The 16,433-nt window shown below is 70.7% G+C and carries 18 protein-coding genes and 1 pseudogene; 9 read left to right on the top strand and 10 right to left on the bottom strand.

The window, feature by feature from the left end:
• Positions 1 to 35: 35 nt before the first annotated feature.
• From QE397_RS01600 to QE397_RS01590, 3 genes are all read right to left on the bottom strand, one after another.
• Positions 36 to 740, bottom strand: coding sequence for a demethylmenaquinone methyltransferase (locus QE397_RS01600; RefSeq protein ID WP_027504546.1), 705 nt, complete (start codon positions 738 to 740; stop codon positions 36 to 38).
• A 30-nt stretch (positions 741 to 770) separates the two neighbouring features.
• Positions 771 to 1,916: a glycosyltransferase family 1 protein gene (locus QE397_RS01595; protein WP_027504545.1), complete on the bottom strand. Its 1,146-nt coding sequence runs from the start codon at positions 1,914 to 1,916 to the stop codon at positions 771 to 773.
• 87 nt (positions 1,917 to 2,003) lie between these two features.
• Positions 2,004 to 2,453 carry a DUF3592 domain-containing protein gene (locus tag QE397_RS01590; RefSeq protein WP_051613160.1) on the bottom strand — a complete coding sequence of 150 codons (450 nt, stop codon included), beginning with the start codon at positions 2,451 to 2,453 and terminating at the stop codon, positions 2,004 to 2,006.
• A gap of 117 nt (positions 2,454 to 2,570) precedes the next feature.
• Between QE397_RS01590 and QE397_RS01585 the strand changes: the two genes are divergently transcribed.
• The gene (locus tag QE397_RS01585) at positions 2,571 to 3,071 is read left to right on the top strand and encodes a DUF2505 domain-containing protein (RefSeq protein WP_307091242.1); all 501 of its coding nucleotides are present in this window, start codon (positions 2,571 to 2,573) and stop codon (positions 3,069 to 3,071) included.
• Here QE397_RS01585 and menD read toward each other — a convergent pair.
• A pseudogene (gene menD, locus QE397_RS01580) lies at positions 3,068 to 4,679 on the bottom strand (2-succinyl-5-enolpyruvyl-6-hydroxy-3-cyclohexene-1-carboxylic-acid synthase). The gene QE397_RS01585 and the pseudogene menD sit on opposite strands and share 4 nt — an antisense overlap.
• An 83-nt stretch (positions 4,680 to 4,762) precedes the next feature.
• Here menD and QE397_RS01575 point away from each other — a divergent pair.
• Both QE397_RS01575 and QE397_RS01570 read left to right on the top strand, forming a co-directional pair.
• The gene (locus tag QE397_RS01575) at positions 4,763 to 5,356 is read left to right on the top strand and encodes a flavin reductase family protein (protein ID WP_373425201.1); all 594 of its coding nucleotides are present in this window, start codon (positions 4,763 to 4,765) and stop codon (positions 5,354 to 5,356) included.
• Positions 5,353 to 6,417 (top strand): AbrB family transcriptional regulator, encoded by a 1,065-nt coding sequence (locus QE397_RS01570; RefSeq protein ID WP_307091240.1) that lies wholly within the window; start codon positions 5,353 to 5,355, stop codon positions 6,415 to 6,417. Before QE397_RS01575 ends, QE397_RS01570 begins: the two co-directional genes overlap by 4 nt.
• Here QE397_RS01570 and QE397_RS01565 read toward each other — a convergent pair.
• The 5 genes from QE397_RS01565 to QE397_RS01545 form a co-directional block, all read right to left on the bottom strand.
• A complete protein-coding gene (locus QE397_RS01565) occupies positions 6,414 to 7,592 on the bottom strand; it encodes a glycoside hydrolase family 3 C-terminal domain-containing protein (RefSeq protein WP_307091239.1) in 1,179 nt (392 codons plus the stop codon). The two genes, QE397_RS01570 and QE397_RS01565, sit on opposite strands and share 4 nt — an antisense overlap.
• Positions 7,475 to 8,620, bottom strand: coding sequence for a glycoside hydrolase family 3 protein (locus QE397_RS01560; RefSeq protein WP_307091237.1), 1,146 nt, complete (start codon positions 8,618 to 8,620; stop codon positions 7,475 to 7,477). Before QE397_RS01560 ends, QE397_RS01565 begins: the two co-directional genes overlap by 118 nt.
• Before the next feature lie 74 nt (positions 8,621 to 8,694).
• Positions 8,695 to 9,138 carry a hypothetical protein gene (locus QE397_RS01555; protein ID WP_037184699.1) on the bottom strand — a complete coding sequence of 148 codons (444 nt, stop codon included), beginning with the start codon at positions 9,136 to 9,138 and terminating at the stop codon, positions 8,695 to 8,697.
• 102 nt (positions 9,139 to 9,240) lie between these two features.
• Positions 9,241 to 10,224 (bottom strand): o-succinylbenzoate synthase, encoded by a 984-nt coding sequence (locus QE397_RS01550; protein ID WP_307091235.1) that lies wholly within the window; start codon positions 10,222 to 10,224, stop codon positions 9,241 to 9,243.
• Positions 10,221 to 10,832: a PaaI family thioesterase gene (locus QE397_RS01545; RefSeq protein WP_027504536.1), complete on the bottom strand. Its 612-nt coding sequence runs from the start codon at positions 10,830 to 10,832 to the stop codon at positions 10,221 to 10,223. Before QE397_RS01545 ends, QE397_RS01550 begins: the two co-directional genes overlap by 4 nt.
• A 51-nt stretch (positions 10,833 to 10,883) precedes the next feature.
• Here QE397_RS01545 and QE397_RS01540 point away from each other — a divergent pair, with 51 nt between their 5' ends.
• The 4 genes from QE397_RS01540 to QE397_RS01525 all read left to right on the top strand — a co-directional run bounded on the left by QE397_RS01540 (position 10,884) and on the right by QE397_RS01525 (position 14,597).
• Entirely contained in the window at positions 10,884 to 11,792 is a 909-nt protein-coding gene (locus QE397_RS01540; protein WP_373425200.1) for a 1,4-dihydroxy-2-naphthoyl-CoA synthase, read from the top strand.
• Positions 11,793 to 11,805: 13 nt separating this feature from the next.
• Entirely contained in the window at positions 11,806 to 12,204 is a 399-nt protein-coding gene (locus QE397_RS01535) for a VOC family protein (RefSeq protein ID WP_307091233.1), read from the top strand.
• Positions 12,197 to 13,360 carry an o-succinylbenzoate--CoA ligase gene (gene menE, locus QE397_RS01530; protein WP_307091231.1) on the top strand — a complete coding sequence of 388 codons (1,164 nt, stop codon included), beginning with the start codon at positions 12,197 to 12,199 and terminating at the stop codon, positions 13,358 to 13,360. The genes QE397_RS01535 and menE overlap by 8 nt, the downstream gene beginning before the upstream one ends.
• Before the next feature lie 115 nt (positions 13,361 to 13,475).
• The gene (locus QE397_RS01525) at positions 13,476 to 14,597 is read left to right on the top strand and encodes a GAF domain-containing protein (RefSeq protein WP_307091229.1); all 1,122 of its coding nucleotides are present in this window, start codon (positions 13,476 to 13,478) and stop codon (positions 14,595 to 14,597) included.
• 23 nt (positions 14,598 to 14,620) lie between these two features.
• Here QE397_RS01525 and QE397_RS01520 read toward each other — a convergent pair whose 3' ends face one another.
• The gene (locus QE397_RS01520) at positions 14,621 to 14,815 is read right to left on the bottom strand and encodes a hypothetical protein (protein ID WP_037184696.1); all 195 of its coding nucleotides are present in this window, start codon (positions 14,813 to 14,815) and stop codon (positions 14,621 to 14,623) included.
• 198 nt (positions 14,816 to 15,013) lie between these two features.
• On the opposite strand from QE397_RS01520, the gene QE397_RS01515 reads away from it, so the two are divergent.
• Positions 15,014 to 15,883, top strand: a complete 870-nt coding sequence (locus QE397_RS01515; RefSeq protein ID WP_307091227.1) for a 1,4-dihydroxy-2-naphthoate polyprenyltransferase — start codon at positions 15,014 to 15,016, stop codon at positions 15,881 to 15,883.
• 59 nt (positions 15,884 to 15,942) lie between these two features.
• Complete coding sequence (locus QE397_RS01510) at positions 15,943 to 16,425, top strand: FBP domain-containing protein (RefSeq protein WP_027504530.1); 483 nt, start codon at positions 15,943 to 15,945, stop codon at positions 16,423 to 16,425.
• Positions 16,426 to 16,433 lie beyond the last annotated feature (8 nt).

The raw sequence follows: 16,433 nt of genomic DNA, 5'->3' as shown, positions 1-16,433 counted from the left end.
GGTACGAACACCGATAGGTGCGTTCTCCGTATCTTTCAGTACACCGGTTTCACGGCGCTGTGCAAGGTGACGATGCCGCCCGTGAGATTGCGCCACTGCACGCGGCCCCATCCCGCGGACTGCATGCGCCGCGCGAGCTCCGCCTGGTCCGGCCAGGCGCGAATGGATTCCGCCAGGTAGACGTAGGCGTCGGGATTGCTGCTGACGGTGCGGGCCACGGCCGGGAGCGCCTTCATCAGGTACTCCATGTAGACGGTGCGGAACGCCGGGAAGACCGGTGTGGAGAACTCGCACACCACCAACCGTCCGCCGGGCCGGACCACCCGCAGGATCTCGGCGAGGCCGGCGTTGTGATCGGCCACATTGCGGAGACCGAACGAGATGGTGGCGGCGTCGAACACGTCGTCGCCGTACGGCAGGTGCATCGCGTCGCCCGCGATCATCGGGACGCCGCGCGAGAGGCCCGCGCGGAGCATGCCCTTGGAGAAGTCGGTGGCGACGCACCAGGCGCCGGACCGGCCGAGTTCCTCCGTGGACACTCCGGTCCCGGCCGCGAGATCGAGCACCGCTTCCCCGGGCTTCAGCGCGAGCGCGTCGCGCGTCGCGCGCCGCCAGCCGCGGTCCTGCCCGAAGGACAGGACGGTGTTGGTCAGGTCGTACCGCTTCGCGACTCCGTCGAACATGGACGCGACGTCGTGCGGTTGCTTGTCCAGTTGCGCTCTGGAGCCGTGTGCTGCCACACCTGAACAGTACGTGGGACGCGCACTCACCTAGGCCGCCGTCGTCCGCCGTCCGACGTCCGAGGTGCCGATGACCGCCTCGTAGTGGCCGATCAACTGGCTGCACAGCGCGGGCCAGGTGCGATGCAGGACGGACTTGCGCGCGGACGTGGCGAACCTCGCACGCGTGGTGGGGTCGGCGAGGGCCTGCACGGCGCTCGGCAGCAACTCCTCGTACCGATCCACGGGCAGCAGGTACCCGTTGCGGCAGTGGCTCACCAGATCGCGGGGACCGCCGGCGTCGGGTCCGATCACGGGGACACCGCTCGCGAGCGCCTCCTGGACGGTCTGGCAGAACGTCTCGTGCTCACCGGGGTGCGCGAACACGTCGAAGGACGCGTAGGCCTCCGACAGGGCCTGACCGCCCAGCTGACCGGTGAACACCGCGGACGGCATGAGCGCCTCGAGCCGCGCGCGCTCCGGACCGTCACCGACGATCACCACGCGCACGCCCGGTGTCCGCTCGAGTACCGCGAGGCGTTCCACGTGCTTCTCCGGTGCCAACCGGCCGACGAAGCCCACCACCAGCGCGTCGCCCGCGTCCCACTGCGCACGACGCTCCGCGTTCCGCGACGACGGCGCGAAGCGCACGGTGTCCACTCCCCGACCCCAGCGATGCACGCGGGGGATGCCGTGCGCGGCGAGTGCGTCCATCGCCGACGTCGACGGTGCGAGGGTGCGGGCACTGCCCTTGTGGATCCGGCGGGTCCACGCCCAGCAGGCACGCGAGGTCAACCCGAGACCGTAACTCTCGGCGAACCCGGCGACATCGGTCTGATAGACGGCGACGGCCGGGACGTCCAGCCTCCGCGCGGCCGCGAGGCCACCGGCACCGAGCGAGAACGGCGATGCCAGGTGCACCACATCGGGCGCGAACGAGCGCAGCGCGGCGGTCATACCGGGGCTCGGCACGCCGACGGGCAGCGAACTCACCTTGGGGACCATCACCGACGGCACTCGCAGAACCGGGAACGAGCCGTGTGAGGTCGGTGCCGCGGGCACCCCGGCCGGCGTGTCCGGCGCGACGATCATGGCATCGTGACCTGCGGACTCCGCATGTTCGAGCACGCGGAGAATCGAGTTGGTGACACCGTTGACGTGAGGCAGGAACGATTCGGCGACCACGGCTATGCGCACACCGTGGACTGTTCCGCGCCGCGACGACCGCGATGCGAGGGCGACGTGACCAGCGGGCGAACCCCGGGCGAACCCTCCGGTACCGGGTCAGACGCGCGCGTCGCGGCGCCGCAGGTAGAGGATCGACGGGCCGGCGATCAGCCACGTGACGACGATGACGGAGAGCGCGGGCACGACGGCCACCGAGGCGTCGCGGCCGGCGACCCGCACCAGGTCGGGATCGCTGCGGGAGTACTCGACGTCGATGCGCTGACCGGCGACGAGGTTGGTCGGGTACAGCACTCCGAGCTTGGGATTGTGCATCTCGCCGTCGGGAGTCACGAAGCTCACCGCCGAGCGTAGACGTCCGGCCGACAGCACCTCGGCCGTGGCGACACCCTCGTCCGAGGAGATGGTGTGGTCGTTGCGCCACGCCGCGAGGACCAACAGGACCGCGAGCACCGAGACGACGGTGGCGATCACCAGGAGAACGGTGGGAACGCGCGAGCGGCGCCGCACGGGGGCCTCGTCCGCCTCGGAGTTCTCGACAGCAGGCATGTCGCCACCGGACATCTCGGCACCGGCCGGACTCGGGACGACGGGGTTCACCAGGACAGGCTAGCGACCGCACCACGCAGGACGTCGGCAGCGGTACGCCGAGTAACGTCTCCCGCCATGGGGCGGAAATTCAGTTACACCGAGGACTTCGACGTGACACCGGCGCAGGCGCACTCCGCCTTGACGGACGAAGCGTTGTGGGACAAGCGAACCAAGGAGGTCTCCGACCGGGCCAGCGTGGAGTACTCGCACCGGCCCGACGGCGGCTTCGACGTGGTGATCTTCGAGGGGGTCGGCGCGTCCGTGCTGCCGGGGTTCGTCCGGAAGGTGATTCGCGGCGACCTGGTGATCACGCGCAAGGACAGCTGGGGACCGCTCGAAGGCGACCGTGCGAACGGCACGCTCGAAGGCGGATCGACGGGCTTGACCTCGAAGGTGCGCGGAACGTTCGAACTGGTGCCTCACGGCACCGGATCGCGCCTGACCCTGAAGGGGACGGCCGAGGTGAAGGTCCCGTTCGTCGGCGGCAAGATCGAGGGCATGGTCACCGAGATGATCGGCAAGATGGTGCACTCCGAGAGCAAGCAGGCACGGGAGTACCTCGCCGACAGGGCCTAGAGGGCAGCGCGGATCGAGGCGTGCAGATCGCGTAGACCGGACCGATCGGTGGTCACCTCGAGCACCCGGGGTGCCCTCGGCGTGACCCGTGAGCAGCTTCGCGAGCTCGTCGGGATCGACCCGCCGGTGCGGGATCCGGTAGGCGGCACACAGCGCCGCGAGGTCCATGCCGTGCGGAGTGCCGAACACGCGCTCGAAGACGCCCGCGTACTGGGGATCACCCTGCTCGAGCAGTTCGAAGATGCCGCCACCGTCGTCGTTCGCGACGACGATGGTGAGGTCCCGCGGTCGGGGCTCCCCGGTGCCGATGAGCAGTCCGGACGCGTCGTGCAGGAACGTCAGGTCCCCCATCAACGCGATGGTGCGGCCGTCGTGTGCCAGCGCAGCGCCCACCGCGGTGGAGACGGTGCCGTCGATGCCCGCCACACCGCGATTGGACAGCACCCGGACGTCTTCCGCCGGGTAGCCGACCAGCGCCATGTCGCGCACCGGGTTGGAGGCGCCGAGCACGAGCAGATCACCCGGCCGACGTGCCGACGACACGGCGGCGGCGACGTGCAGACCCGTTGGAATCGAGAGCGAGTCGAGCTGCCCGCGGACCGCGGCATCGGCCGACTCCGAGGCGTCGGCACAGCGACGCAGCCACTCGGGTGACGGTGTCCCGGTGACCAGCGCGCGCGTTCCGGTCGCCACGACGTTGCCCGAGACGTCGGGCCAGCGGGGTCCGGTGGTGAGAGCGATGACGGAGACGGCCGGATCGGCCAGCACCTTCGAGACCTGACGATGCAGCGTGGGACGCCCGGTGATGATGGCCTGGCGCGGCGACAGCGCACCGAGCGCGAGCGGGTTGAGCGGGTGGCCGTGCAGGGGCGCGGTCGGCTCGGCGACCGTCGGCAGCCCGGCGAGTTCCGGCCGATAGGCGGCGCCGTGTCCGGAGATGACGACGGTGTCCACCGAGAGGTCCAGGTCCACCGGAACGTCGAGCGTCGCGTACTGCGTGGTGGTCCACGGGGAGCCGTCGGGACGTCCCTCCGGGGCGGGGCGGGAGTCGGCCGGATCGGGCGTGAGGGGCTCGCGCAGCGGCATGTCGAAGTGGACCGGGCCGGCGTTGCCCGAGCGCGTACCGCGTGCGGCAGCCAGGACGCGGCACACGGCCGACCGCCACTGGCTGTTGACCTGGTCGGACTCCTCGGCGAGACCGAGGCTGATGGTCGCGCGCACCTGACCCGCGAACAGGCCGAGTTGCTCGACTGTCTGGTTGGCGCCGGTGCCGAGCATCTCGTAGGGGCGGTTGGCGCTGAGCACGACCAGCGGAATGCGGGCGTAATTGGCCTCGAGGACGGCGGGTCCGAGATTGGCGACGGCGGTTCCGGACGTCATCACGACAGGGACGGGTCGGCGGCCGGACACGGCGAGTCCGATGGCGAGGAAGCCGGCGGTGCGTTCGTCGATGCGCATGTGCAGGCGGACGCGACCGGCGCGGTCGGCGGCCTCGAGCGCGAACGCGAGCGGCGCGTTACGCGATCCGGGGCACAGCACGACGTCCTGGACGCCGCCGCGGATCATCTCGTCGACGACGACGGCGGCTTGAGAGGTGGACGGATTCACCATTTCAGAGTGTCACAGATGCCGGACCTGCCTGAATGATCGGCCGGCCTCCAGGGCGCGCGTGGCCCTGGCACGATGAACCGGTGCGCACACACTTCGATCCGCAGACCATGGACGCCGGCGACTACTACAAGCTTCTCACCACGTCAGTGGTGCCCAGACCCATCGCGTGGGTGTCGACGGTCTCCGCGGACGGCGTACCGAACCTGGCGCCGTACAGCTTCTTCTCCGTCTCCTCCAGCGCACCCGCCGTGGTGCAGTTCACGTCGGTCGGCCGCAAGGACAGCCTGCGGAACATCGAGGAGACGGGCGAGTTCGTCGTCAACCTCGCCACCGAGTCGTTGTTCGAGCAGATCAATCAGACGTCCGCGAACTACGACGCCTCGGTGAGCGAGTACACGGCCGTCGACCTCGAGAGCGAGCCCAGTGAGACCGTCCGCCCGCCGCGCGTCGTCGCGTCCCCGCTCTCGATCGAGGCGACGCTCCACCAGGTGGTCGAGGTGGGCAACTCGTTCGTCGTCATGGGCGCGGTCACGATGATCGCGGTGCGTCCGGAGTTCCTCGCGGAGGACGGGTTGCCCGACTTCGGCGCCCTCGCACCGCTGAGCCGGCTCGGCCGCGACGAGTGGGGCATGCCCCCGGCCGTGCGACGAATCCAGCGCCCCGACAGGCCTTGAGTCCGGATCGGGTCCCGTTCGACCGCTCGCGCACGGTGCGCTGGGCCTCGCTCGCTCTGGCGACCGTCGTCGTCGCCGTCCTGGCGGAGCGGGTCGGCGTTCCGTCGGCCGCGCTGTTCGTCGCGCTCGCCGTGGCGACGGTGTTCGCGTTGTGCGGGCGGGGCCCGGGGAAGGTTCCGCGCTCCGCGTCGATGGGCGCGCAGGCCGTGCTCGGCGTCGAGATCGGCACCCTGCTCGATCGGGACACGATGTCCTCGCTGGGGTCCGACTGGATCTGGGTGGTGGTCGTCTCGCTCGGCACCCTGGTGCTGTCCATCGCGGCCGGCGCTCTCCTCGGACTGCATCGTGACCTCGACGCCACCACCGGCGCCCTCGCACTCGTGGCCGGGGGTGCGTCCGGCATGGTCGCGATCGCCCGTGATCTGGGCGGCGACGAGCGGGTGGTCGCCGTGGTGCAGTACGTCCGGGTGCTGCTGGTCACCGCGTCGCTACCGTTCGTCGCCACGGTGGTCTTCTCGGCGGACACCGGACAGAGCGGATCGCTCGACACCGCCTCCGCCCCGCTCTGGACGGACGCGCTCTTCATCGCGGTGTGCCTGCTGGTGGGCATCCCGCTGGGCCGACTGATCCGCCTGCCCGCGCCCGCCCTGCTCGGACCGTTGCTGATCTCCGGTGCCGCGGACCTGCTGGGGTGGACGGGCGACGCCGGCGTGCCGTTTCTGCTGCTCCAGCTCGTCTACATCGTCATCGGATGGCAGGCCGGCCTGCAGTTCACCCTCGACAGCCTGAAGTCCATCGGCCGCATCATCCCGTGGGCGGTACTGCTGATCATCGCCATCGCGGTGGGCTGCGCGCTGCTCGGCCTGATCCTGGTGGGCACCACCGGTATCACCCCGTACGAGGCCTACCTCGCCACGACGCCGGGCGGTATCTACGCGGTGCTCGCGCTGGCGGCGGCGAGCAGCGTGAACGTGACCTTCGTCGTGGCGGCCCAGGTGCTACGGGTGTTCATGATGCTGCTGGTGGTCCCGCTGTTCACCCGGGCACGCGGGCGCGGCTAGCCGTTCGCGTCCTGCACGAGCCGCGCGACGACATCGGGTGTCAGGGTTCCGTCGCCGAAGGCCACCATGCGGGCGAGCGGGACGCTCGACAGGAAGACTGCCGTCTCCGGATTGCCCATCATCGCCTGTGCCACCGACGGTCCGTCGCCGTCCTCGATGGCCGCCCGCAGCAGGTCACCGCCGCGCGGATCGTCCAGCCACTCGGTGACGGTCGACTCGGCCGTCAACGGCAGGCGGACGTCGTCGCCCGTCACGGAGACGATCGCGACGCTCCGGAGATCGCGCGACGATGCCGCCGCGGCCACGACGTACTCGCCCGGCGCCACGATCCAGGACGACACCCGGGTGTCCCAGTACGCCAGGTCGGCACGCCGGACGGTGAGAGTCACGGTCTCGGTCGCACCCGCGGCGATCTCGACCGACTCGAACGCCGCGAGCTCACGCGGAACACGGTGCGCGTCCTCGTCGGGCGCGGACACGTAGATCTGCACGACCTCCCGGCCGTCCCGGTCCCCGGTGTTGGTCACCGGCACCGTGACGTCGATGCCGTGCTCCCCCACCGTCGCGGTCACGTCGCCGTACTCGAACGTCGTGTACGACAGGCCCCACCCGAAGGGGTACGACACGTCGGTCTCGCGCGCATCGAAGCCGCGGTAGCCCACGTGGATGCCCTCGCCGTAGCGGACGACCCCGTGCTCACCGGGGAAGTCCAGGTAGGACGGGTGGTCCTCGAGCCGGAGCGGAACGGTCTCGGCGAGCCGTCCCGACGGGTTCACGACGCCGAACAGCACGTCGGCGATCGCTCCGCCGCCGGCCTGTCCCAGCAGCCACGTCTCGAGGATCGCGGGGACGTCGGTGTCCCACGGAGACGTCAGGACCACGCCGCCGTTCGACAGCACCACCACGGTGTTCTCGTTCACCGCGCGCACTCGTTCGACCAGGGCCAGATGGCCTTCCGGCAGCGTCAGCGTGGTGCGGTCCATGCCCTCGGTCTCGGGATCGTTGCCGACGAAGACGAGGGCGATGTCGTGCGTGCGAGCGAGCTCGACGGCCTCGTTCAGCAGTCCGTCGTCGGCGTCGGTCTCCTCGGTCGACGCGTGGTCGGCGTCGTACCCGGGCGCGAACGCCACCTCGCCCTGCGCGGCAGCGGTGATCGCCGACAGCGCGTCGTCCAACCGGGTCGGGGTGATCTGCGAACTACCGCCGCCCTGGTAGCGCGGGGGGTGCGGGCGATCTCACCGAGCACGGCGATCGATCCGGAACCCGGTGCGAGGGGCAGCAGACCGTCGTTCTTCAGCAGGACGATCGCCCGGCTCGCGATCTCTCGGGCCAGCGCGTGGTGGGCATCGTGATCGACGTCCACGGAACCGCTCGCGTCCTGCGCGCGCTCGACCAGTGCGCGCACGCGCGCCGCCGCCGTCTCGAGAGCGCCGGGATCGAGCGCACCGGACTCCGCCGCCTCGGCGACCCGCTGGTCACCGGCAGCGTCGGGTCCGGGCATCGTCAGGTCGAGGCCCGCGGCGATCGAGTCGACCCGGTCCACGACGGCGCCCCAGTCGGACACGACGGCGCCCTCGAAACCCCACTCGCCGCGCAGAACGTCCGTCAGGAGCCACCGGTTCCGCGAGGCGTGGACGCCGTTGATGCGGTTGTAGGAGCACATGACGGTCCACGGCTGCGCCTGCTCCACCACACGCTGGAACGCCCTGAGGTAGATCTCGCGCAGGGTGCGTTCGTCCACCTCGGCGCTCACGCGCATGCGGTCGGTCTCCTGGCTGTTGACCGCGAAGTGCTTGAGCGAGGTGCCGACGCCCCGGCTCTGCACGCCCTGCACGTAGGCGGCGGCGAGCGTGCCCGTGAGCAACGGGTCCTCCGAGAAGTATTCGAAGTTGCGGCCACCGAGCGGGCTGCGCTTGATGTTGATGCCGGGGCCCAGCAGGACGGACACGTCCATCGACCTGGCCTCGGTGGCCAGCGCCTCTCCCATCCGCCGCAGCAGGTCGGGATCCCAGGTACTCGCGGTGGCGGTGGCCGGCGGGAAGCACGTCGCGGGTCGTCCGGAGAACATGTCGCTGTCGCTCGCCTGCATCCGCACGCCGTGCGGGCCGTCGGTCAGCGTGATCGCCGGGAGCCCGTCCTGCTGCTCGGTGCTCCAGAAGTTGCGTCCACTGGTGAGGGCTGCGAGATCGTTGCGTGGAGTCATGGCTCCATCATCGACGATCCGGCCCTCCGTGCGCCTTTCGCGCATCCGGGGACACGCGAAAGGCGCACGGGGGGTCAGGCTGCGTACTTCTGCACCAGGGCGCCGACGCGCGGGAGAGCCTCGGTGACGTTCTTCTTCGCCGACGGGCGGAGCGAGGAGTACGCCTTCTTGATGGTCGACTTGCTGGTCTCGTCGATGCGCGCGTCGGTGACGGACAACAGCGCGTCGGACGCCTCGTCACCGTTCGCGGCGAGGAACTCACCGAACGTGCCGGTCGGCGCGGCCTGGTACCGCTGCCAGAACGGGTCGAGCTTCTCGACGAAGCTCGGCCACAGCTTGGCGACCGCATCGTCGACGACGCTGGGGCTGACCTTCTTCACGGCGCCGTATCCGCCCTTGACCGCCAGGCCGGAGGCGCCCTTCTTGTCGGAGACCTCGGCGTCGATCAGCGCGCGGACGTCCGCGCGCACGGCCGGTGCGGTGTTCTCGTCGAGGAGGGTGGTCTGCAGTGATGCCACGGGAAACAATCCTGTCGTCGGGAGTCAGGCCGGAGGCCGTTCTCTTGGTTGAGAGTCGGGCGCAAACGCCGTTCTCGGAGAAGGTTTCTGGTCGGCGCGACCCTACAACAGAGCGAGGGGATGGCACCGGGCGAGACGCTCCAGCCACCACGCCCGCCGATCGTCCGGGGCGGCGAGCTCGCGGAGTCGATCCGCATCGGGGACGACGGTGTCGACCCGCAGCCGACCGTCGACGAGTGCTCGCGGCTCGGCCACGTCGGTGACGAACAGTGCGCCGGTGCCCAGGCCGCACGCGGCACTCGATGGCAGGGCCGCCGCCGCAGCGAGTCCCGCGGACATGCCGATCGCCGAGTCGAGGGCGCTCGACACGACCACGGGGACGCCGTACTGCGCCAATTCCTCGGCGAGCCGCAGCACCGCCCGCACCCCGCCCAGCGGCGGCACCTTGACGACGGCCACGTCGGCGGCCCCGGCCCGCACCACGCGCAGCGGGTCCTCGGCTCGCCGGATGCTCTCGTCGGCGGCGATCGACACTCCGCGCACGCGTCTGCGCACCTCGGCGAGTTCCTCGACCGTCGCGCAGGGCTGCTCCGCGTACTCGAGGTCACCGTTCTCGGTGAGGGCGCGCAGGGCCGTCTCGGCCTCGTCGACCGTCCAGCCCCCGTTGGCGTCGACACGCACGGTGGGGACGAGCGCCCGGACCGCCTCGACTCGTGCGACGTCGTCGTCGAGGGTCTGGCCCTTCTCGGCGACCTTGACCTTCGCCGTACGCGTGCCGGGATAGCGCGCGAGTACGGCGGGCACCTCGTGGGCGGGCACCGCGGGCACGGTGGCGTTGACCTCGACGTGGTCCCGCACCGGATCGGGCGCGCCCTGCCACGCCATCTCGATGCCGGCACGCAGCCATGCCGACGCCTCGGCGTCGTCGTACTCGGGGAAGGCGCCGAACTCGCCCCATCCGGCGGGTCCGGAGAACACCAGTACCTCCCGCGTCGTGATGCCGCGGAACCGGGTGCGCATGGGCAGCGACAGCACGTGGGCCGACGCGACGATCTCGTCGAGCCCGGGAGCGGGTGCCGCCGTCACTGCTGGCCGGGGAGCAACTGCACCATGAGGGCGTTGCTCTCGGCGACGAGCGTGCCATCCTGCTTGGTCAACCGGGCCTCGATGAACGTCTTGCGGCCCTCGACCTTCGTCACGTGCCCCTCGGCGACGAGCTGCTCGTTCAACGGGGTCACGGCGCGGTAGTCGATGTGCAGGAAGGCGGTGCGGCTGATCGGGCGACCGTACGCGTGCTGGATCAGCCCGAAGAGGTCGTCGAACAGCAACGGCAGCGTGCCGCCGTGGGCTGCGCCGTTGCCGCCGAGATGGAACCGGCGGAACACACCGGTGGACCGTACGCCCTCGGCGCCGTACTTCTCGATGGTCCACGGAAGCATCAGCAGACTGCCGCGACCCGGGAGCTCCAGCGCACGGCCCGCCGGTGACAGACCCTCCGGCACCACGTACGGCGCCATGGTCGCGGCGAGTTTCTCCGCCTGGTCGGCGGCCAGGGCGAGCTGGTCGTCCGGCAGGTCCGTGGACACCGCGAGGTCCTGGACGGTGCGCAACGCCTCGATCAACCGGCCGTAGTCCGGCGGCGGCGTGGCCCTGGTGAACTTCGGGAATCCGCCGTGGGGGGAATCGTCGGTCATCGGACGACGGTAACGCGGAGTCCGATTCGGTCCGTCGTTAGGCTGTCGAGGGTGACCGATCAGACCTCGCCGTTCCAGCCCGAGCAGTGGACCGCGGTCCCCGGCTTCGAGGACCTGGTGGACATTACGTACCACCGCCACGTCACCGACGGCACCGTGCGCATCGCGTTCGATCGCCCCGAGGTGCGCAACGCCTTCCGCCCCGGCACCGTCGACGAGCTGTACCGCACGCTCGACCACGCCCGGATGACCTCCGACGTCGGCGCCGTCCTCCTCACGGGCAACGGGCCCAGCGAGAAGGACGGCGGGTGGGCCTTCTGTTCCGGCGGCGACCAGCGCATCCGGGGGCGGTCCGGCTACCAGTACGCCAGCGGCGACACGGCCGAGACCGTGGACCGGGCGCGCGCGGGACGCCTGCACATCCTCGAGGTGCAGCGCCTGATCCGCACGATGCCCAAGGTCGTGATCTGCCTCGTCAACGGGTGGGCCGCGGGCGGCGGACACAGCCTGCACGTGGTCTGCGACCTGACTCTGGCGAGCCGGGAACACGCTCGCTTCAAGCAGACCGACGCCGACGTGGGCAGCTTCGACGGCGGATACGGCAGCGCGTACCTGGCGAAGATGGTGGGGCAGAAGTTCGCTCGCGAGATCTTCTTCCTCGGTGACACCTACACCGCCGAGGACATGCACCGGATGGGTGCTGTGAACAAGGTGGTCGATCACGCCGACCTCGAGACCGTCGCCATCGAGTGGGGGCGCACGATCAACGGCAAGTCCCCGCAGGCGCAGCGAATGCTCAAGTACGCGTTCAATCTTCAGGACGACGGGCTGGTGGGGCAGCAGCTGTTCGCGGGCGAGGCGACGCGGTTGGCCTACATGACCGACGAGGCCGTGGAGGGTCGCGACTCGTTCCTCGAGAAGCGTGAGCCGGACTGGTCTCCCTACCCCTGGTACTTCTGAGAGGCGACCGACGATGGAGGTGCTGGCGAGCCGGATCATTCTGCGGCCGAAAAACGTCGACGAGACCCTGAGCTTCTATCGGGACCGGTTGCGGCTCGGCATCTTCCGCGAGTATCCCGGTGGCGTGGTGTTCTTCGCGGGGCAGTCGCTGATCGAGGTGGCCGGACACGGGCAGGCCGGAGGCCGGTCGACAGCTGACGGCGAGCCGACGGCGGGTGCGATGGCGACGATCCTGCTGCAGGTGCGTGACATCGAGGCGGCACGCGCCGAGCTCGAGGCGGCGGGCGTCGAAGTCGTGCGGCCTCCGCAGACCGAGCCCTGGGGACTGACGGAGATGTGGATCGCCGACCCCGACGGCACACGCATCGTCGTGGTCGAGGTTCCGCCCGACCATCCGCAACGCCGTGGCTGATCTGACCGTCCTCCCGGTGCCCAGCGGAGACGCGGTGCTGGGTCTGCTGCCGCGACTGCGCGCCGTGCTCGACGGCACCGCCGAGCCGGTCCTGCCGGTCCCCGCCGACGACGATCGTGAGCGTCGACGCCTCGCCGACGCGCTGTCACCGGGCACTCCCGCGGAGCCGGGTACCGCGATGGTGCTCGCGACGTCCGGGTCGACGGGAACCCCGAAGGGGGCCCTGCTCGGGGCGGCCGCACTCCGGGCCAGCGCCGCCGCCACCCATGCCCGGCTGGGTGGGCCGGGGCAGTGGTTGCTCGCGCTGCCGGCCCATCACATCGCCGGGATGCAGGTGGTGCTGCGCTCCCTCGCCGCCGGCCACGAACCCGCGGTGGTGGACGTGTCGACGGGATTCGACCCCGCGCAGCTCGTCCGCGCGGTCGCGTCGATGAGCGGGCCCCGGCGCTACACCTCCCTCGTCCCCACCCAGATGGTGAAGGCGCTCGATCGTCCGGACGCCGTCGCGGCGCTCGCGTCCCTCGACGCCGTTCTGCTCGGCGGGGCCGCGACCCCGACTCCCGTGCTCGACCGCGCACTCGCTGCGGGGATCACCGTGGTCCGCACCTACGGGATGAGCGAAACCTGCGGCGGGTGCGTCTACGACGGCGTTCCCCTGGACGGCGTGACCGTCGGCCTCGAGGCGGACGGCCGGGTGCGCCTCGGCGGACCCACACTGGCGAACGGTTACCGCGGAATGCCTGATCACCCGGCGTTCGCCGAGGCGGGGTGGTTCCGCACCGATGATCTCGGACGCCTGCGGGGCGACCGTCTGCAGATTCTCGGGAGGGCCGACGACGCCATCACCACGGGCGGACTCACCGTCGTACCGCGAGTGGTGGAAGACGCCGTCGCGGGGATCGACGGGGTCGCCGAGTGCGTCGTGGTCGGCGTTCCCGATCCGCGCCTGGGCGAACGGGTGGGCGCACTGGTGGTGCTGCGGCCCGGTGTCGAGCTGTCGCCGGAGTCTCTCCGGGCGGCCGTCGCCGACGCGCTCGGCCCTGCCGCGGCACCCCGGCAGGTGCTGTTCGTGGACGCGCTCCCGGCCCGCGGCCCGGGCAAGGTGGACCGCGCGGCGGCGCGAACGACGCTGGTCGCGTGTAGTCCGACCGAATGACATCTTCCCCCGCACGCCGAGGGGCGAGCCGCCCGAGACCGTGACGGTGAGTAAGGTCCTCCCGGTACATCCGGGTCGGGGGCTTGGTTGTTCGTGGGTTCGGAGGACAGTGACGATGGCGAGGCAGGCGACGGGAGCAGCTCCCGACGCGCACGACGGCTGGATCGTCGTGGAGACACTCGCCGAACCGCCCGACGGCGATGCCGGTCCCGTGGGGACCGTCGTCGCAAAGGACGGTCGGGCGAAGGACTGGACGGCGCTCTCCCGCGCCGTCGGCAGCAAGCGCATCGCGGACGCGGCGCGGGCGATGACCGCGTTCGTCGCGGCGAGCGGCGAGGACGCGGCCGAGACCGTGCCGGGACTGCACGGTCCGCTGCGGGCCGTCGCGGTACCGGGTCCCCGGAAGGCCGTCCACGGCGTGATGCTGTACGCCGGTGACGATTCCGACGCACCGCCACCCCTCGTCGTCGGCTACGACTGGTCCTCGTCACGTCGACAGTTCGCGTTCACGCCCGGCATCGCCGGCGTCACGGGCCGGGAGCCGGCATCGAAGCTCGCCGCACCGGCATTCGAGCTGTTCGACCACGCGGACGACGCCGACAGCGCGATGTATCTCCTCGTCGCTCTGCTCGACGCGGAACCCGGAACCCGCTGGGACGGCACCGTGGCGCTGCGTACCCCGCGCGGTGCCCGGCCCCTGCGCAATGCGGTGCGGACGGTGCTCGACACCTCGTCCGCCGACGACGCCAGCCGGTACGTCGACACCGTGTCGCACGCGTTGGCGATCTCGCTCCGCGCGGACGAACTCGTGGTGGCCGGACCGTCGGTCGAGGCGTTCGCGCTGCGGTCGCTGACGCGCAACTCCCCCACCGCGATCGCACTCATCGACACCGAGCGCGTGCGCGTCGTGCGGTGGCTGACGGATCCGGTGGAGAACATCCTGTGGAAGGGGCAGGTCGATCAGCGCGACACCCCGCACCCCTCGGACATCGCCCGCATCGTGTCGGCCTATCGGCAGATGCACGAGTGGGCGGACCATCGCACCGAGATCCCCGGCGTGCGACTGCGCCGTGTCGACGGCGGGTGGACCGTCGTCGACCTGCGGGCGACACGTGTTCCGGGACAACGCTTCCTGATGGTGGAATTCCAACCGGTCGGATTCTCCGACGAGGACGATCCCGTCCCGCCCACCGACACCGGATACCCGGGTCGTGGGCCGCGCAGGCGGTCCAGCTGAGCCTCTTCTGGGGCTCGAGCGTGTCAGGTTCGCGGCATACCGCACCGGGCGGCGAGGCAGCGCTCGAGATCCTCGGTGACCGCCCAGGCCGTGTCGAGGTCACCGCCGAGCAGCAGTGACCGCTGGCGCAGTGTGAGCGCGCGGATGGCGCGGTCGAGTTCGACGTCCGTCATGGCCGCGACGGCGTCGTCGATCGTGGAACTGGTGATGTCGTCCATCGTTCATCCCCGGGGTGCGACAGGTGAACCGACCGAAGGACCGGTTCCGCATTCGTGTGCCACGTTCACGGCCGACGGCGACAAGCCTGTGAGAAACCCCCGAGGTCGAGGGCGCATCCGGAGTATACGCCGGGAGCGGTGGGCCTCACAACACGACCGCGCGGGGCCGCATCGGCACACGTAGGCAATGATCCACACATGGCGACAGCATCCCAGTGGCTCGAAGGCGCACGGCCGCGCACACTTCCGAACGCGATCGCACCGGTCGTGGCCGCGGCGGGTGCGGCAGCGGCGGCCGGCGACGTGACGTGGTGGAAGGCCCCGGTGGCACTGCTCGTGTCGGTCGCCCTCATCGTCGGCGTGAACTTCTCCAACGACTACTCCGACGGCATCCGCGGAACCGACGACGACCGCGTCGGACCGATCCGCCTCGTCGGCTCCCGGCTGGCGACGCCGGCGGCCGTCCGCGGCGCGGCCGTGGCGTGCTTCGCACTCGCTGCCGTCGCGGGGCTCGTCCTCGCCCTGACGACGGCCTGGTGGCTGGTTCTCGTCGGTGTCGTGTGCATCGCAGGAGCCTGGTACTACACGGGCGGATCGAAGCCCTACGGCTACAGCGGCCTCGGAGAGATCGCCGTCTTCGTCTTCTTCGGCCTCGTCGCCGTGCTCGGCACCCAGTTCGTGCTCACCGATCGCGTCGACCTCGTGGGACTCGCGTGCGCCGTCGCGATGGGCTGCTTCTCGAGCGCCGTCCTGGTGGCCAACAACATCCGCGACATTCCCACCGACACCGAGGCGGGCAAGCTCACCCTCGCGGTCCGGCTGGGCGACGCCCGGAGCCGCGGTCTGCACGCCGCGCTGCTCGGCGTGCCGTTCCTCGTCAGCCTGCTGCTGCTCCTGCACTCGCCGTGGGCCGTGCTGGGCGTCGTCGCCTTCCCGTTGGCCTGGCGTGCCAACGCCCCCGTCCGCACCCGGCAGCAGGGCCTCGCGCTCATTCCGGCGCTGCGCGACTCGGGTCTCGCGATGCTCGTCTGGGCGGTGGCGACCACCGTCGGCCTGCTGCTCGGATAGTCGCGGCGCGACGGGTAATTCCGTTGCCGACGGTCATGATCTCCCTCTACGGTCGTCCCATGGACCCCGTGACCGAACCCGAGATCCGGGCATCGTTCGTCAACTGCTCGAAGGGCGAGGCGAAGCGCATCCCCGTCCCCACCGATCTGGACCGTCGCCCGTGGGACGACCTGGACTTCCTCGGCTGGAGCGACCCCGCGTATCCGGGCCGCAGCTTCCTCGTCGTGCCGACCGCGGATCGGCTCGTCGGAGTCGCCCTGCGTTCGGAGAGCAGTTCGCGCCGGTCTCAGATGTGCAGCATCTGCACCACCGGGCATCAGAACGGCGGCGTCACGCTGATGGTGGCCCGCAAGACCGGTGAGTCCGGCCGCCGCGGCAACACCGTCGGCACCTACCTGTGCTCGGACCTGGCCTGCTCGCTGTACGCGCGACGGATCAAGACCCCGACTCTGGGACGGCAGTACCGCGACGACACCCCGGTCGAGGAGCGCGTCGGCAAGCTTCGCGAGACCATCACGGCATTCGTGGCGCGGCTGGACTGACCGCGGTC

The organism is Rhodococcus sp. SORGH_AS_0301, assembly GCF_030818285.1.
In the GTDB taxonomy this organism is placed as follows: Bacteria; Actinomycetota; Actinomycetes; order Mycobacteriales; family Mycobacteriaceae; genus Rhodococcoides.
This window is presented reverse-complemented; position numbering and strand designations above follow the sequence as displayed.